Origin of the sequence: Pseudomonas sp. MH10 (assembly GCF_034353045.1) — a bacterium.
Taxonomy (GTDB): Bacteria; Pseudomonadota; Gammaproteobacteria; order Pseudomonadales; family Pseudomonadaceae; genus Aquipseudomonas.
In genome coordinates this window covers 1,016,869-1,033,655 of record NZ_CP133783.1, presented here as the reverse complement: position 1 = coordinate 1,033,655, position 16,787 = coordinate 1,016,869, and the positions used below count along the sequence as shown (strand labels likewise).

Genomic DNA, 16,787 nt, shown 5'->3' with positions numbered 1-16,787 from the left:
CATGGCCATGGAAATCGCAGTCCCTGCTCAGTGGCTTACGCAAATGCGGGAGTCTTGGGGCGCTGTACCCGCTGGCGACTTGCTGAACCCCTCCTCCACCGCGTGGGGCACCTTAGGCTTGTTGCCATCCGACTCTGCGGAAGCAGCAAGCTTCGCCGTGGCCGGGCGCGCGCTGAAGTATGGGCAATCGATCGCCATCGCATTGCCCGTATTGAGTGGCGAAGGCATTACACGGCTAATGGTGTATTTGCATCGCATTCGGATGGATGCGCTTCAAGGCGGGATTCGGGCTCCATGGCTCAATCCCGGAAACGTGGAACAGTATCCAGACATAGTATTTATATCTAGGCCTCGTCTTGGGGCCCAAGATCTTTCACGAGTTGCTGCCTTGCATACTCGCGTTCTTCGCCCCGCAAACCTAAAGGAACACAAAACCTCGCACACATCTCAGACGTTGGTGGTGGATGGATCCGCTGATCTGATGGAGCTCACTGACCTTATCAGTCGAGGCTCTCGCCCTTTTGTCATCGTGGTCGATGGTACGCGCGGCGGTAATGACAACGCTTGGGCGGTAGACAGTGCGCTTGACGAGTGTTTCCCACAGACTCCCCGAATAGTATTGCTATCCTTGGGCGACAGCGACGCAATCGCCAAAATGCGAACGAATCGAACTCGCACCCATCTGTGGATCATGCGTCTTTCAGATAAGGCATCGCTAGACTCCGTGACGCCTCCCCAGCTGGATTTCCAGCAGGCGTCCATCAGCGACGACATCGCAAATGCAGCTCTCGCAGATATCGCTACCCGTTTTTTCCAGCTGCGACGCGAACTTGAACGCTCCAAAGATCCTGCCCTCAAAGATCGGCTGGCCATTATCGGAAAGCTGTTTCGCGGACTAAACGAGCTGATTGTCCCTCTGGCGCGCCTTGAAGCAGTCCTTCAGGCAGCGACGCGCCCTGGCCTGTTTCCTGTGCGATCGCTGTATCGCTGGCTGGAAATGGCGGAGAAAGGAACATGTCACTATGGCGAGACCGAAATGGCATCGCGCTATTTGATCAGGCAAATTTCTGAGTTACATGGCTTGCTGATGCAATCCGTCTCAGGCAAGGCCGGGTGGCTAAAGCAGCACCTCATCAGAGCCCGGGCTGGCAAGGTGAAAACGCTCGTCTTATGTGGCAGCCCACACGAGGCTTTGGCCTTAGGCAATTGGCTGGATGACATACTCGATGCTGAGTGGATCGAAATAATACAGCTAACGGCTATGGATGGTGTGAAAGCTTATCGGCAATACCACGGCATGCTCGATGAAGTCATCATTACCGGCATGCTGTGGCCGACGCGGCAACACTGGGTCGCTATCCCGTGCAAAAAAATGATAATACCCGTGTATGCCTATGAGGCAGACCAGATAGTGCGCGTGCTGCAGCGCTGGTGGTTGGAACATGGTACGGCTAGCGCAGACCGAGGCGACAAGTTAAGACATTGGCAGCTAGATTGGGGTGGCATTCGCTGCAAGGACGGTGAAACAATGCCCTAATCTCTGGCACTCACCGTTGTCACTGAATCTGATCACAGCGAATATCCGCCACGCAAACATCACGCGGTAATCCCGCTCGAAATGGAAATGGATAACTGGCTGGAGCTGTTACTGGAGCAGCCGGCTGAGCCCGTGACTGAAGTCCAGGATGGTGATGTTTTAAGCCCGGAGCTTGTCTGGATTACGATTGATGAATCGCCTACCCCCCTGCCGTGGAGTAAGACACGCCCAGTGTTGGTTCTCCAAAACGAGGACATTCACCCTACTCCGGCGGAACAACTGGAGGCCGGTGATCAGATCATCCTGCTCAAGTACACCAATGAGCGCTTGGCAACTCAGGAAAAACTCTTCGAGATGGTGGCCCTTTCGGAAGGCATGCAGCAAATGATTCGGGCGGCCGATCGATGGAAATTAATGGTCGACGCCGTCTCAGCCCGTTTCAAGCCATCTCAGGTGCAAGTTCACTTGAAGAAGGAAAATGTAAGCGTCAGCGATGCAACTGTTTCGAACTGGTACAGGCATAACGTGTATGGCCCACGAGATCGTACCGCTGTGCTGGTATTTGCGCGTCTTGCAGGCGTCAAGCAGCCGGAAAATGCTGCAGTCTACGTTTCAAATGCTATCGAGCAAGTACGTTGCGCTCATCAGCAGGTGGGTAAACAGCTTAGAAAAGCCCTCCTTGATCGAAGCAAGGGTGCCACTACCATCACCATCGGCACCCTCACATTAGATGGGCATGCGTTTGATGACATGATTGAAATTGCCACCGTGAGATCAATCCGGCTGCCGGTTACTCAGGCTGTCGCCGTAAAGGATGAAGGTCTGTCGGATGTAGTGAACAGCATCCTGGCGATGCACCCGGAACGCATCCATTTGACGATCCCAGCCCTGAAATCGATGCGTGATTCGGTCTATCGTGATACCGCCAAGTTTCGGGCATGTCTATTGCTCATGGCCACCAAGCTTTACGAGCACTATCGGAATAAAACCGAGCGTCTTCACGACGTCCTCGAAAACTTCACACAGGAAAGCATCGACTTTCAACCCAAGATGTCCACCGTGACGATGGGGCAGCACTCCGACAACCGAAAATATAAAGGCAAGCCAGCCGATATCAACAGGCACTTTTGTCTGGGCAACGCACGCGATCCTTCACGCACGTTACGCATCCATTTCGACTGGGATGAGGACGATCAGCTGCTCGTCATTCATCAAGCTGGCAAACACCTGGAAACCACACAGACTTAAGGAAGCTCCATGACGCTCAATTATCGAGAGGAAATGGGACTGACAGCCGCATTTCTCAGTGAGATGCGCCTGCGACTCAGTGACAAGGATGCGGACGTACTGCCTCCTGAAGGCAAATTGTATGACGGCACTGAGCCTAATCGGCTTAGCTTGGTGGGCTGCATTGGCCCCGCACCGGACATTGACTACACCGGGCCGCAGCCCCCTAACTCGGTGGGAATTGTGCTGCTGGTCTCGCCGGACGCTGAAGGGCTAATCCAGTGCGAACTAAGCGGGCAATTTGATCTGGTGCACAGATACATACCGGACATCCGCAGCATGGCGCGAGACGTCATTCTCGACGGTGCAACGCCGCGCAGAAGCCAAACCATTTCGGTAACGTTCAAACGATACACGGTCTGTTTTTCGGAAATCACACTCGCGTTTGATCCAGCTAAGCCAAACGAGTGGATGTCCGCCAAGTCGGTGGTCACCGCTACCCTCAACATAGAGAAAAATCGGTGGTTGGACGACCCCCGAATCATGCGCCGCTGCCGCCTGAACCCCAACGGGGGGGCCAGACTCAGTTTCGAATGGAGTGAAGCTGCGTTAGCTGATCAGCGAGGGCTGAACTACGCCGTATATGAACAAATTATCTCTGACCCCAATGAGATTCTCAGCTATGAGATCAACCTCCGCGGTCGTTTGCGCCCTGCGCCAACTGCCTTTGGGGCGAACATGGAAGGCCGCTTTTTGCTTGAGCTGTTTTTGGAGAACCAGACCACCACCGCAAATGCCCGTGCTTTCGGTATCGAGTTTCCATACCTCCTCGATGCTCGCCTGGTGGCACAGCTGGCTGCCGGGACAAGCCACAAAGTTCCTCACCGCCTGCAGCCCGAGGACTATCGGTACAGGGATGATGACGGTCTGCCGGGTTATGGGGTCAGTTGCGGTGTTATTCAGCTCGACGACAATAAGTTCATGACCGATGGCATGCCCACTTCAGCCCAGGCCCGGGTTGACGCACCCCGGCCAGGCGATGTGGGCATGACGCACGCTCCTGATTATAAACGACTCGCGCACGACCCTTTGGTCGTCTGTGAAAGTTTCCTCAACGCCCAGGAACAATACTTGGGGCTGTGGGCCTCTAGAATTCATTCTCTGGAGTCAGCAGGGCTCATGGCAGATCGTGATATAGCCATTGCAGACCGGGACTCCTTCCAATTTGAAATCAGCAGGATCCGAGACGGTGTAGACCTGTTGCGAGAGCATGACGATCTGCGCCAGTGCTTCCAGTGGATGAACGAGGCCATGGCCCGGGCCATCAAAATGCAGGGTAAGAAGTTTGCCGGCTGGCATCTGTTTCAGCTCGGCTTCATCCTGACCCAAATACGCTCGATCTACGAACGCCATGCTCCTGTAACAGAACTTCGGGGCAGCATGGAAACCGCAGACGTTCTATGGTTTGCCACCGGCGGCGGTAAGACAGAGGCGTACTTGGGCATCATCAGCATGGCGATGCTATTCGCACGGATGAGAGGCCGGGATCACGGTACCACCGCATGGATACGGTTCCCTTTACGCATGTTGTCGGTGCAACAATTCCAACGACTTTCCTTCGTGCTAGCCCAAACCAATAAGATCCGCCAGCGTGAAAACCTCGGCGGCTGGCCGCTGACGATTGGCTACTACACCGGTGACGGAACGCCCAGTCGCATTAGCAGCACATTTGGGGACGACGTACAAAAAGGCTTTTTACCTGCTATTAGCGAAGAACGGCTGAAGGCCTATCAATTCATCAGTGACTGTCCCTACTGCGGTTCATCGGGCTCTGTAAGCATCGAGAAAGATCTGGTTCGCGCACGCATCAAGCATGTGTGTACCAACGAGGGATGTTGGTCAAACACCGAAGCGGACGCCGGGATCCACGGCGAGGGGATCAGGGGTGAAATCGGCATCTACGTATCAGATGAAGAATGCTACCGATATCTGCCCTCGGTTCTGGTTGGCACCGTGGATAAGCTCGCGGTGATTGGCCACAACAAAAGGTTCGCGAATTATTTCGGCGGCGCGCGCTATTTTTGTCCCGAGCATGGATTTACGCAGGCATCCAAATGCGAGCATCGTCGGATCGTAAAGAAAAACGACGCTTGGGAAGGTGTCCAGTGCGGCAATAACACCAGGACAAGCGAACTGAAAGTGGTCGCCGTACCGCCAATGAAAGACCCTGGGTTTGCCCTGCTCGTGCAGGACGAATTGCACTTGTTGCGCGAGTCGCTGGGAAATTTCGACGCGCACTATGAAACGCTGTTGAGCACCCTCCAGATCAGCCACCATGGTCGGGCCCCCAAAGTGCTGGCGGCCACGGCTACGATCAAGGATTTCGAAGACCATATCCATCATTTGTACCTGCGAAAGGCGGTAAGATTCCCAGCCCCTGGGGTACATCAGGGTGAGTCTTTCTATGCGCGTAAAGTTCAGGATACTGAAACCGAAGTACCACTGATTCGTCGGTGGTTTGCTGGCATTCTTCCTATTGGCCGAGGAAGAATTGCGATGCAGGCGGTGGCTGAAGTCAGCTCTCGGTTTCTGGATCAGGTGGATCAATGGCGGATCCGCCTCGCCGCCGGCGATCCCTCCCTACTCACGCAGTTGGAACTCACCGCGGCACAAGCTGGTGACGCATTGCGCTACATTGAGAAAAATCTCAACACTGATCTGGTGTATGCGAACAGCAAGCGCAATATCACGGAAATCATGCGCTACATGGAAGAGGTCAACAACAAAACAGGGGTAGAGCGTAACGCCCGCTTGTTAGGCGGTGAGACCCGTTTGGACATGATCCTCGATGCCATCCGCCATGTCGAAACGAAAGCCCCGGACGATAACTGCCGGCACATTATTGCCACCAGCGTGGTATCACACAGGGTGGATATCGCTGAACTGAATTTTATGATCATGGCCGGATGGCCAAAATCCACAGCTGAATATATCCAGGCATCTGCACGGAGTGGGCGCGTACATCCGGGAATCGTATTTTGCGTGCTTTCTTCGCACCAACTTTTCGAGTCCGGCGTATTCATGAACTTTGGGGACTACCACACCTTCCTTGATCGCCTCGTCGACTCGGTTCCGATCAACCGGTTTGCACCCAATATCATCGACCGTACACTGCCGGGAATCCTCTCATCAATCATCCTGAACTGGGCACGGCAACAACCGTGGGGATCAGATATCTCAAACTATGTAAGCCCACTGGTCTCTTTATTACGCGGCAGCAGTGGCAAAGCGATCGCTGAGCAAATCAAAACCGTGGTCATCAATTCCCTACGTATCCCCGCATCGCTGCAGGGAAAGTTCGATCAGCGCGTCATATCCGGATTCAATACCGCCCTCAAGGAGCGCGTAGACAATGCGTTTTTTGAACTGGAAAACTGGCCCGGGAGTAAAAATGCTCAAACGATAAGCGAAGCGCTAGGTGACATATTTGGCTATGCGCCCTTCCGTTCGTTTCGCGATATTGAGAACCAGATTTTGATCAAACCGGTCAACAGCGCTGCTGACCAGGTTCTTATGGCCCTAGCCAGGTAAGGATACGAATATGGATAAGGAATATGTGAGCCGCAGCCGTCTCTTCAGAGAGTCCTTTCTCCCTGGTGCCTACACGCGACTACGAAACCAAGCTTATGGCCGTGTGGTTGGAGTGCTTAGCAGTGGTTCCTCGTTGGATGGTGTAGACAAAGAGCAACTGCGTGAAGCCGTGCTCAACTTCGTGAACGACTGGGTTAGATTAGGCGGCGTTGTAGACCCTACTTTCATGACAGCGGCTGAAAAGAAGCGACTTGAAATTCAGTCGCCTTCGGAAATCTCGGTCACTCCCGCGCCGTTGATGCTTACTTGCAAAAAATGCAAGGTCATCGACTTTCACGACTCTTGGTTAACCGAAGACCAGGCGCTCTCTAAGATGGAATCTCGGATCAAGAATCGAGCCGGGCGAAGCTATATATCCTGCAAGCGCGCTGGATGCTCCGGAGAGATGATCCAGATTCCGTATCTGGCAGTACATCGATGCGGCTACGGCAGCCCGATCTACATACATCATTCGGCGCGGCGCAACAGGAATATTGGGTATCGAGATGCTGGCTCGTTCATTCACTCCTCTTTTTTTGACGTCGAAACTAACGACAAGCTGGCAGGTTCGCTTCAAGACAACTGCCCTGCCTGCAACGACCGCTACCAACAAGAAATCAACAAGCGGGGCACCCCGCTCACGAGCGGAGAATCGTTTTACGCCCAAAGCACCCAATACATCGCACTGAGCGAGGATCGAGGCAAGCTCATTGCGAAATTGCTGCAGTGTCTGCATGACGAGCAGCCCGCAGGAACCGGGCCCGCGCAAGACATTGCGCAGGGTGTAGCGCTCGCCCTGCTACGCAAAATCACCGGACGCGAGCTGGAACAAAAACTTTCACAACTGTTGTCCTCCAGTGTTGCAGATGAGGCCGAACAAGAGGCGCTTCGGGCCATTAGAGCCAAAAAATACGAAAGCGTCCTCAGGTTCACCCAACTGGCCAAAGCCGATGAGTTCATGGCCGAGATGCTGAAGTCCACCAATAAAGAAATTGCGGAAATTGACGCCAAGCTTGCTAGCTCATCAGGTTGCTTTAAGGAGGTGCGCTCCCTCGTTCCAGACGAGAGCACGCTGATTGGATTGATGCAGCACCGCCGATCACTTGAGGCCGTTTTCCTTCAGCATGACGTTACCGGCATATCGGTTGAGCAACAAATCGCAGCGACTACTGACCCGTTGGAGCGCGCGGCCCTTAGCGAGCAATGGAGCAGCGTACAAGCGCGTTACGCAATTGAATCGATCTCTCACATTCCGGACTTGCGAGTTGTTTTGGCTACACTTGGGTATACACGTGAAAAAAGCAGCCCATCCGGCACTGAAGGAGTGCCGCCAGTCGTACTCAACGCGTTTGCTGATCGGATAGACGAGGCCATGAGAGGCAAAACGTCGGTGTATGCCATGTCAGCAAAAACTGAAGCGCTCTGGATCCGGCTAGATCCTTGCAGGGTGTTGCGATGGTGTATCGACTCTGCGCACCTGGAAACACCAGGCGATGATGTACTTGTAGACAGGTCTAAGAGCCATGCCTATATCCTGAGCCATTACCCGACGCTGTCGCTGCATCCGGGCATGGTTGCGAAAGCGATCCCTCAGGCCCATCCGGAGAAAGGTGCTCCTTTTCATCTGTTGCACTCAATCAGCCATTCCCTGATGCTCACGGCGCGCCGCCACACGGGGTACGACTCCAAGAGTATTCAGGAATACCTGCTGCCGATGGATTTGTCAGTGATCTTGTACGTCTCATCAGTCCAGAACTATACCGCAGGGGGTCTGCTGACTCTTTTTCAGCATTACCTGAAGCGTTGGTTCGACGATGCCAGTATGTTTGCCTTCAGCTGTGCTTTCGACCCGGTGTGCACGGACATGGGGAGCTCCTGCAGCGGCTGCGTGCAGGTTGAGATCGGATGCGAAACCTTTAATCAAGGGTTGTCCCGTGCATACATTCATGGAGGGCCAGCAAACAGGGAAGCGTCGCTGACGATTCGGAAGGGGTTCTGGAGCGGCTCATAGAGCAAACGCTGGCCTAGGGACGTTGATTGAACTGTCTTCGCTCCTAGGGCGTTAGTTTTTCGCCGGGTGGTGTTGCTTAATTTGCGTCTTTGTTAAAGTATAAGGGCGCAGGTTTACAAATTCACTAGCAAAAGCATCTCCTCGAAGACGTCTGCACCCATGCCTCTCTACTACCGCCCGCCCTGCAGCCGGACAGACCATTGGAATATCAAAGGATTGTTCGGGTATTTTCACTTTGAGCCAAAATTAAGTGAGTGACCATCCGGATTGACAAATACTCAGCATGCCACCTGAGCGGGTACTATATACGATAGGCAGATACCAAAACTTCCGATATCAATACTGATTTTATCCTCCACTCGGATTCTGCAGACTTCAAAAACTCCTTTCTCACTTGTTCTCCCGTCTTTGATGTTTTTCAGCTCTATCTATACCTCGGCATCGCTCTAGCGCATGCGTATTTAGGCGGCAGACTAGTGCCTTAGCCACTGAAAATATCAGAGCAGAGAAGCGTACTCCAGCCTGCCCTAAGTTAGCATTGCCAAAAAAACGGTAAGTTCCTGGGTATCCGACTTTCATAACTACCGGTCGCCACCTGTGCGGCACCGATTCAGAAATAACACTTGCACGCTGCGCTGGCGGACGCGTGAAAACGTCCATCACATAGGAGTATGTATCATACCCGTTCAACCTTCCCGATTGGATCAAATTCATAATCGCAGCCGCCCGTTTTCCGCTACGTAGTGAAACAGTAAATAACCAGTATTTACGACCCAGAGCCCACGGCCGACCTTGGTTGTCGGATAGTCAGACGCGGGCGAATAGAGCGATAATCAACCCTGTTAGTCACGACTGCTTGCAAAGCAGGCAAGTACCCTCATCATCCAAAACGTTCGCGCCACAATTAGCAGGGCACGGCTTCCGCCTCACTTTGTGCTCGGAATCACATACAGGGCAATACAATTTTCTTGTCTTAGCCCCCTTAGGATTCAACACTGCCAAAGGGTATTCAAAACTATCGTCGGAACTAGCGTCTTGTATACACTGTGGGCAAAAAAAGCGATGTTGCTTCTTATCGATGCCAAAATACCGAGACACCGAAGCCGGAGGAAGTTTGTCGATCGCGATCTTTGCTTCCCAACAAACTCGGTTAGTCGCAAATTCGCCGCTACCAAGCTAAGATGCTGGCCCCGTTTTCAAAAAATCTCTACGAATACCTAACCAGGATTCGTTCGGGCAAAGTTCAGAGTAAGAAAACAGGATCACCTCAACGATTTCAGTAGCCTGGATGCGAAAGTCTTTACCCGTCGAATGCATAATAGCGTTACGTTGTTCACGTTGCGAGCGGAAAGCTTCCGCGAACTTCTTAGATAAGGGAGAACTGGAGAAAGTATCATATATTCTGGGCAAGTCTTGAGCATCAGGCATCCTGAAGGTATTGAAGCTTATAGACTTCCCTCCGTAAGGTGATGGCCATTTTGCAGGGGGTTCACTGATTAAAAGGAATGGGGAAATTTCGCATATTTTTCCCTTCAACAATTGTTCAACACCCTGCTGGGCAACAGCAAGAGAGGTGCTCAGTCGGCGTTTAGCTGCAATCCAATACGGCTCAGACATCTCCGCCTGATCATAGCCAAAATACTCCGCTTGATCTAAATCAGTGAAAAGATCAAAAAGTGTACCCCAAGCAAAGTCCAGCAACTCTTTACCTGCGGAAAAAAACTCATCTGACGTCGGAAGATCATTAATCAATTGCTAATTCTCTTAAATTCCATATATAAAAAAACTGACACATCTCCGATCAGCTCTATTATGTACCTCAGTATAGTCTGGGTCGGTACCCAGGTAGCAAGCCAAATTCCCGACATCCTTTACCGCCTTGGTAAAATGCTTCTAGAGATACTCTGCCGACGCACGCGCATTGACTGCCCAGCCTGCAGTAGTCGGTACGGCCTTGTGATCGGCGGCTGCCAGGGAGAGAGTAAAGTGACATAAACGCCCCATCATCAAAATCGAAGCTGCTTGAGCAATCGCTTAATCGTCTGCGAACCTCGCGCCTACCAATAAGCGCCCATCCCACGGAAGTCAGAGATGAATTATCTAGAGCAGATAAAGCACCAAGCCGAACAGACTTTTGGCAACAAAGAAAAGGCAGATGCTTGGCTCAATCAGCCCAAAAAGCTTTCGGTGACCGAGCGCCTCTGGAGCTTGCACGCGAGGCTGAAGGATACCTACTGGTCAGGGATGAGCTTGAGCGAATGACCCACGGGTTCTTCGCTTAGCGGCCGCTCGGATTCAATCAAAATGATGCAAATTCCCTGCTTTAATATGTTGATTCATTTATGACTGGGGATCCCGGATGCTATCGCCTGAAGTTCGACCCGGTGGAGAACATCCAATACGTTGGAAACATTAGGATCTCCTGAGCTCGCGGCCTCACCTTGCCGAGGCTCATCATCTGAAGTCAATCGCAGCATGCAGGGCGGCAGGTGCCAAGCGCTGGTAAAGCTCAACACGCCTGAGGGAATCATCGAGATAATGGAGCGGTTACAAACAGATAGAGTCGACGGTGAGGGAAACCACGCTTCTGATCCCTATGCACAAGTGATACCCATGTATAGCTATTGTACAAGTATGTGCAAGTTCGTATCATCAGTCATGGCCTCGTGCTGGCATGGTTCTAGCGCTCTTGGGCTCACAGTTTAAGGCCACCTCCAAACCGCTCTGAAGGACGATTAATGAACCTCAATATTGCACGCCTAATGTTTGGCAGCGCGACCACAATGGTTCTTGTGGCGTTAGGTCTTTCTTTATGGACGTCTTCGCAGGTTGAGAGGATGGATGAGCTTGGCTATCAATCAGAGAAAATCAGCGAGGCGCGCGAAGTCGTTCAAGAGCTTCGTTATCACGCTGCACAAGTCCAGCAGTTCTACACGGATGCCAGTTTGACCAGTGAGCGAGACTCTGTTGTTCAAGGTCATCAAAATTCTCTACAGGCAGTTGAAAAACTGAATGAGCTAAAAACGTTGATACCCGAACTGGGCCGTGAGCTGGAAATTTCTCGTGGGCCTATAGAGGCGCTTGATCGCATCGGCGACCGCATGTTTCAGGCCTACAGCGCCTCAGGCAAAGCCGCTGGCGATAAGGTGATGGAGGATTTTGACAAGCGCTCGGAAGAGGTAATAGAAAATTTCTCTGCCCTTCATGAGCCTTTGGTCAAAAAATATCAGGCGAACCAGGACGTCACAGCAGCAGTACGTAAGTCTCTCAAACTTAATAATTTGCTGGCGTGGGGGCTTGTACTGGTATTCATGCTCATCACGCTGTGGCTGATCAACCGAAGAGTGTTGCCGCCGCTAAATCACTTGTCGGGTTCATTGCGAAAGTTGAGTGCTGGCAGCGGTGACCTACGCGTCGTCTTGCATCAGGAGAATGATGATGAAATTGGTGTGGTGGTCGCCGATTTTAATCAGTTCATCGCTGGGCTACGTGGGCAAATCGCAACAGTTGCCGAAGTGGGTAATACCTTGGGGCAATCGTCCGGCTATCTGGTCTCGGATGCATTGGCGGCTGAGCAAAGCGCCGAAGTACTGCGGGTCGAAATTGAACAGGTCGCCACCGCCATCAACCAAATGGCCGCCACCGTTCAAGGTGTCGCCTCCAATGCCCGAGCTAGCGCAGCTCAAACAGAAGATGCTGATCGTGAGGCGAAAACCGCAATCGGTGTGGTTAATCAAACAATTGATGATATACGCACTTTGGCCGAAGAAATGCGTGAAGCCGCCGAGGTTATTCAAGCACTGCAGACGCATTCGCAGTCCATCGGCGGTGTACTTGAAGTTATTCGCAACATTGCTGACCAGACAAATCTACTTGCACTCAATGCTGCCATCGAAGCCGCGCGTGCGGGTGAACAGGGGCGCGGATTCGCTGTGGTGGCCGATGAGGTGCGGACACTGGCCAGCCGCACGCAAGCCTCAACACAAGAAATCCAAAGCATGATTGAGCGACTACAAAGTGTCTCGCAACACGCTGTAAAAGTGATGCAGGAAAGCCGTGAGCACGCCGAAAATGGCGTAGCTAGAGTTGAAACAGCAGGTCAGGCCCTTATCAATATTAGCGTGTTAGTGGCTTCCATATCGAAAATGAGCCTGCACATTGCGGAAGCTGCCCGCGAGCAATCGACGGTAAGTGACGAAATCAACCAGCGGATAACCAATGTAGCCAACGTTGCTGGACACACCGCCAAGCTGTCGGAAAGCACCTTGGCACGTGGTCGCGCGGCAGGAGAAGATGCGCAACGTCTTGGGCATATTGTGAGTCTGTTTCAGCATTGAGTAGCGCTTCATAATCTCCGACGCCCCACCATAAATGCTCGCCACGCGTGTATCAACCCACGCAGATACCAACCATTCGAGAACGATTATATCGAGTGTCGATTTATCAAGGGACTAGCAATGACGCAACTTATACCTCTGGCTGTCGGATGCGCGGAATGTCGAAATCTTGAAGGTCTGGGCTTCGAATTCACCATGGCTTTTCAACCCATCTACAATGTCCGCACAGGGGCACCTTACGCCTACGAAGCATTAGTACGTGGTGTCAATGGTGAATCAGCCGCACACATCCTCGGCTTGGTGAATGACACCAATCGCTATCGGTTTGATCAGGCCTGCAGAGTTAGGGCAATTGAACTCGCCGCCCGCCTTGGCCTGCCTGCCATCCCCGAATGCAAGCTAAGTATCAATTTTCTACCCAATGCCGTGTACAGGGCTGAGACGTGCATCCGCGCAACCCTGGAAGCAGCTCGCATATTCGACTTTCCGGTCAATCGCCTTATGTTTGAGGTGACAGAGGGCGAACGCGTGGATGATCCGGATCATTTGAAATCCATTTTCCAAGAGTACGAGCGCCAAGGCTTCACCACGGCTATCGACGACTTCGGATCTGGCTATTCTGGCCTCAACTTTCTGGCGATGTTCCAGCCGCAAGTCATAAAGATCGATATGGCGCTCACGCGCGGAATCGACAAAGACCGAGCGCGGCGCGCCATAGTCGAAAGCATCGCTTTGCTTTCAAACCGGCTGAACATCACCGTTGTTGCTGAGGGAATTGAGACTAGCGAGGAGCGCGATGCCCTACTGGAGTTGGGAGTTGAACTCATGCAGGGTTATTTATTCGCCAGGCCAGTGATTGGGGCGCTGCAATCGATGCCGCTGGAGCTGGTCTGCCCATAGACATCTCGTGTCCCTGGCCCCACATAGCGCAGATGCCTGACCTTGCCCCTCAAGTCCACTGTGCAACGGCTTGAGGGGCAGCTGTTACAGCAGGCCGAATAGTGCTTGTCGGTCAGCGATGGCAAGTCAGCGGATGGCGTGTACACTCTCATGCAATCGCGACTTCGCCCTTACGCCAAATCCTTCAAAATTCAGGTCACCCAGGAGTACGACCGCCCGGCACTTCGACTGCCAGCGTCGTACTTAGCCACAACATCTGATAGCCAACACACGGCGGGCCTGTAGAGAACGTCTGACCAGTCGCTCAAAAAATTATAACCACTGCCGATACATCGATGATAGAGGCACGCCTCCCCTTTCATTGCTTGGTACGATATGTCACAGCCTAACTTTCCCAAGGGATCCCATAGGAGCCCGACTCTTACAAGCGTGGCGCTTGTCAGAAGATCTCTGGTCAATTTCGCGAGGCTGTTGGCTTTTGTTTTTGTTCTTGCAAGCTGTCTGCTTATCTACGTAGCGCAAAATCTCGACAGCACAGAAGAACAAGAAAGCGCGTTTTACGCTAAGAAAGCGGTGCAAACTCTCCAGAAAAACCTAGTAATGACTGTCAAGGATTACGCTTTTTGGGGCGATGCCTACAAACATTTGCATACAGCCATAGACACCGACTGGGCCTTCCGTAGGCAAAACCTTGGATCGACGCTCTACTCTGACTTTGGCGTCCAAGGCGTGTTCGTTGTGAACGCGTTGGATCGCACCGTCTATTCGGTGGTAAGAGGAAAGCTAGTTGCAACCAAGGCTGCCGATTGGCTTGGACAGCCCGTCGGAGCCCTTCTTGATCGGGCTAGGGCAGGCGCGAGAAGTGAGACCCCGGTGGCAACATTTGTCGATGTTGGTGGTGTGCCTGCTTTGGTTGTGGCGGCCGCTTTAACGCCAGGGGCTGATCCGACTGTTGAGAGGGATGATGGGCCAGCCTCGGTTTTGTTCTTCGTTGAAACGCTGGATAGCAGTAGATTGGAGACGATAGGCAAAGAGTACGGGGTTGAAGAGTTGCACTTGTCCACGTCCGATGAGATTGAGGGGGCGTCTATTCTGCCTCTGGGTAAGGACGGGGCCGCTGGCCGACTTCACTGGAACCCTGCGAAGCCTGGCCGCCACCTGCTTAGTTTCATGCTGCCGCTTGTCGCCGTTGCCGCCTTTCTAGCTTGGCTCATGACGTGGGCGATACTTCGCCGAACAACAGTTGCTGCCCTCGCCTTGGACTTGAGCTTTGAGTCCCTGAAGCAAAGTCAGGCGGCGCTTGCAACCAGCGAAGCACGTTTTCGCGATGTCGTTGGGGCTAGCTCGGACTGGATATGGGAAATCGACAGAGACTGGCGATTTACTTACCTTTCCGAGCGGTTTGAAAGTGTGACAGGGCTGCGCAGAGACGATTGGATCGGTGCAACCATTGATGACCTGCTCCATACCGACCTCGGCGCGATATCTCAATGGCTAAGCATCCCAAACCGTCGACACAACATCAGCGTGCAATGTAGCTACGTTGACATTAGAGACAACGCCCGAATTACTCGACTATCGGCACGCGGATTAATCCGTGAGGGATTTCGAGGCACCGCAACGGACGTAACCGACGAAGTTGAAGCGCGTCGGCGTATTGAATACCTGTCGCAACACGACGCTCTGACCGGACTGCCAAACAGGACTCGGCTACAAGAGTTCCTCGACGGGAAACTTAAGTCTGCGCCCTCCCAAGAACAGCCTTTGGTGATGCTCAGTCTCGACCTTGACCGCTTTAAGCCTGTAAATGATCTGCTCGGCCATGCCGCCGGTGATCAAGTTCTTAACGAAGTCTCTCGTCGGTTGGGCGACTGCGTCCGCAGCGGTGACCTGGTTGCGAGAATTGGTGGTGATGAGTTTGTATTGATTCTTAATGATGTCAGCTCCCCAGACGAGGTGGAGGCGGCGTGTCGGCGCTTGATCGATTCTATTGAACAGCCAATAGCGATTGAGGATCAGGAGGTTTTTGTGAGTGCGAGCGTTGGCATTGCCATGGCCCCCCACGACGCTATTCAGGCAGCGGAGCTGCTGCGGTATGCCGACATTGCGTTGTATGAGGCTAAAGCCGGAGGGCGCAATACATGGCGATTCTATGCCAGCGACATGAATACAAAAATCATCGAACGCCGCCAGCTCGAAAACGACCTTCGTTACGGGATAAAACATGGAGAGTTGCGCCTGCATTTCCAACCCCGCTTCCGCATTAATAATGGAGAACTGGTTGGAGCGGAAGCTTTAGTGCGCTGGCAGCACCCCAAGCGAGGCCTGATTTCGCCGGATACATTTATACCTATCGCTGAAGAAACCGGACTCATCCTCCCACTTAGCAACTGGGTGCTAACAACGGCCTGCGCAACCGCAGCTCGCTGGCCAGAAAACCTCTTTGTGTCGGTTAACTTATCTTCCACCGAATTCCAACGCGGTAATTTGGTTGAGCGAATCGGCAAAGCAATCGAGGACACTGGACTCGAAGCGAAGCGCTTGGAGTTAGAGGTAACCGAAAGCGTTATGCTTGAAGACGCTTCTGGAGCTCTTGAAGTGATGCGAGTTCTGAAAGATTTAGGCGTGCGCATATCCATGGATGACTTTGGAACCGGCTACTCATCCCTCAGCTACCTACGTTCGTTTCCGTTCGACGGGCTCAAAATAGACCGCAGTTTCGTCAGCCGACTGGGTGAAAGCGAAGACGATAGATCGATCATTCAAGCCATTGTAGGCCTGGGCCGCGCATTGTCTTTGACTGTAACTGCGGAAGGTATTGAAACCATCGAGCATCTTGATTTACTCAAAGCAGTCTGTTGCGATGAGGGCCAAGGGTATTTCTTGAGCCGACCTTTAGAGAGCGATGCTTTCGACTCCTTACTAATGGCGAAGATACCGGTGGGTTAGATTTAACACTCTAGTTGTTTGTCTCGCGAACACCTATCACTGTGGGAAAGGTAATAGGTGACGGTTCGCCAACCATTGCCGCACCAGTTACCCCCCGTATAACTCAGCCTGAGGCGCGCGGGTGAGCATGCGCGCAACTTGAACGGCAAGGTGGTTTTCGATGGTTTTACGGGCTACAAAACAGGCTTGGAGAAAG

General features: G+C 52.7%; 9 protein-coding genes and 2 pseudogenes. 9 read left to right on the top strand and 2 right to left on the bottom strand.

Annotation, left to right across the window (positions count from 1 at the left end):
- Window position 1: 1 nt before the first annotated feature.
- The 4 genes from RHM59_RS04620 to RHM59_RS04605 all read left to right on the top strand — a co-directional run bounded on the left by RHM59_RS04620 (window position 2) and on the right by RHM59_RS04605 (window position 8,405).
- Window positions 2–1,537: a hypothetical protein gene (locus RHM59_RS04620; protein WP_322286056.1), complete on the top strand. Its 1,536-nt coding sequence runs from the start codon at window positions 2–4 to the stop codon at window positions 1,535–1,537.
- An 87-nt stretch (window positions 1,538–1,624) separates the two neighbouring features.
- Window positions 1,625–2,785, top strand: a complete 1,161-nt coding sequence (locus RHM59_RS04615) for a hypothetical protein (RefSeq protein WP_322203560.1) — start codon at window positions 1,625–1,627, stop codon at window positions 2,783–2,785.
- A gap of 9 nt (window positions 2,786–2,794) precedes the next feature.
- The gene (locus RHM59_RS04610) at window positions 2,795–6,355 is read left to right on the top strand and encodes a DEAD/DEAH box helicase family protein (RefSeq protein ID WP_322203558.1); all 3,561 of its coding nucleotides are present in this window, start codon (window positions 2,795–2,797) and stop codon (window positions 6,353–6,355) included.
- Between the two features lie 10 nt (window positions 6,356–6,365).
- Window positions 6,366–8,405, top strand: a complete 2,040-nt coding sequence (locus RHM59_RS04605) for a hypothetical protein (protein ID WP_322170259.1) — start codon at window positions 6,366–6,368, stop codon at window positions 8,403–8,405.
- Window positions 8,406–8,996: 591 nt separating this feature from the next.
- Here the strand turns inward: RHM59_RS04605 and RHM59_RS04600 are convergent.
- Together RHM59_RS04600 and RHM59_RS04595 are read right to left on the bottom strand one after the other, a co-directional pair.
- A pseudogene (locus RHM59_RS04600) lies at window positions 8,997–9,206 on the bottom strand (IS66 family transposase); the annotation flags it as partial.
- A gap of 375 nt (window positions 9,207–9,581) precedes the next feature.
- Window positions 9,582–10,157, bottom strand: a complete 576-nt coding sequence (locus RHM59_RS04595; protein ID WP_322170262.1) for a hypothetical protein — start codon at window positions 10,155–10,157, stop codon at window positions 9,582–9,584.
- A 407-nt stretch (window positions 10,158–10,564) separates the two neighbouring features.
- On the opposite strand from RHM59_RS04595, the gene RHM59_RS25355 reads away from it, so the two are divergent.
- The 5 genes and pseudogenes from RHM59_RS25355 (at window position 10,565) to RHM59_RS04575 (ending at window position 16,591) form a co-directional block, all read left to right on the top strand.
- Window positions 10,565–10,687 (top strand): antitoxin Xre/MbcA/ParS toxin-binding domain-containing protein, encoded by a 123-nt coding sequence (locus RHM59_RS25355; protein WP_322170265.1) that lies wholly within the window; start codon window positions 10,565–10,567, stop codon window positions 10,685–10,687.
- A 456-nt stretch (window positions 10,688–11,143) separates the two neighbouring features.
- Window positions 11,144–11,836 (top strand): annotated as a pseudogene (locus RHM59_RS25350) (hypothetical protein); the annotation flags it as partial.
- A gap of 201 nt (window positions 11,837–12,037) precedes the next feature.
- Window positions 12,038–12,742 (top strand): methyl-accepting chemotaxis protein, encoded by a 705-nt coding sequence (locus tag RHM59_RS25345; RefSeq protein ID WP_416194845.1) that lies wholly within the window; start codon window positions 12,038–12,040, stop codon window positions 12,740–12,742.
- Between the two features lie 120 nt (window positions 12,743–12,862).
- Window positions 12,863–13,642, top strand: coding sequence for an EAL domain-containing protein (locus RHM59_RS04580; protein WP_322170271.1), 780 nt, complete (start codon window positions 12,863–12,865; stop codon window positions 13,640–13,642).
- A 375-nt stretch (window positions 13,643–14,017) separates the two neighbouring features.
- Window positions 14,018–16,591 (top strand): EAL domain-containing protein, encoded by a 2,574-nt coding sequence (locus tag RHM59_RS04575; RefSeq protein WP_322203555.1) that lies wholly within the window; start codon window positions 14,018–14,020, stop codon window positions 16,589–16,591.
- Window positions 16,592–16,787: the final 196 nt, after the last annotated feature.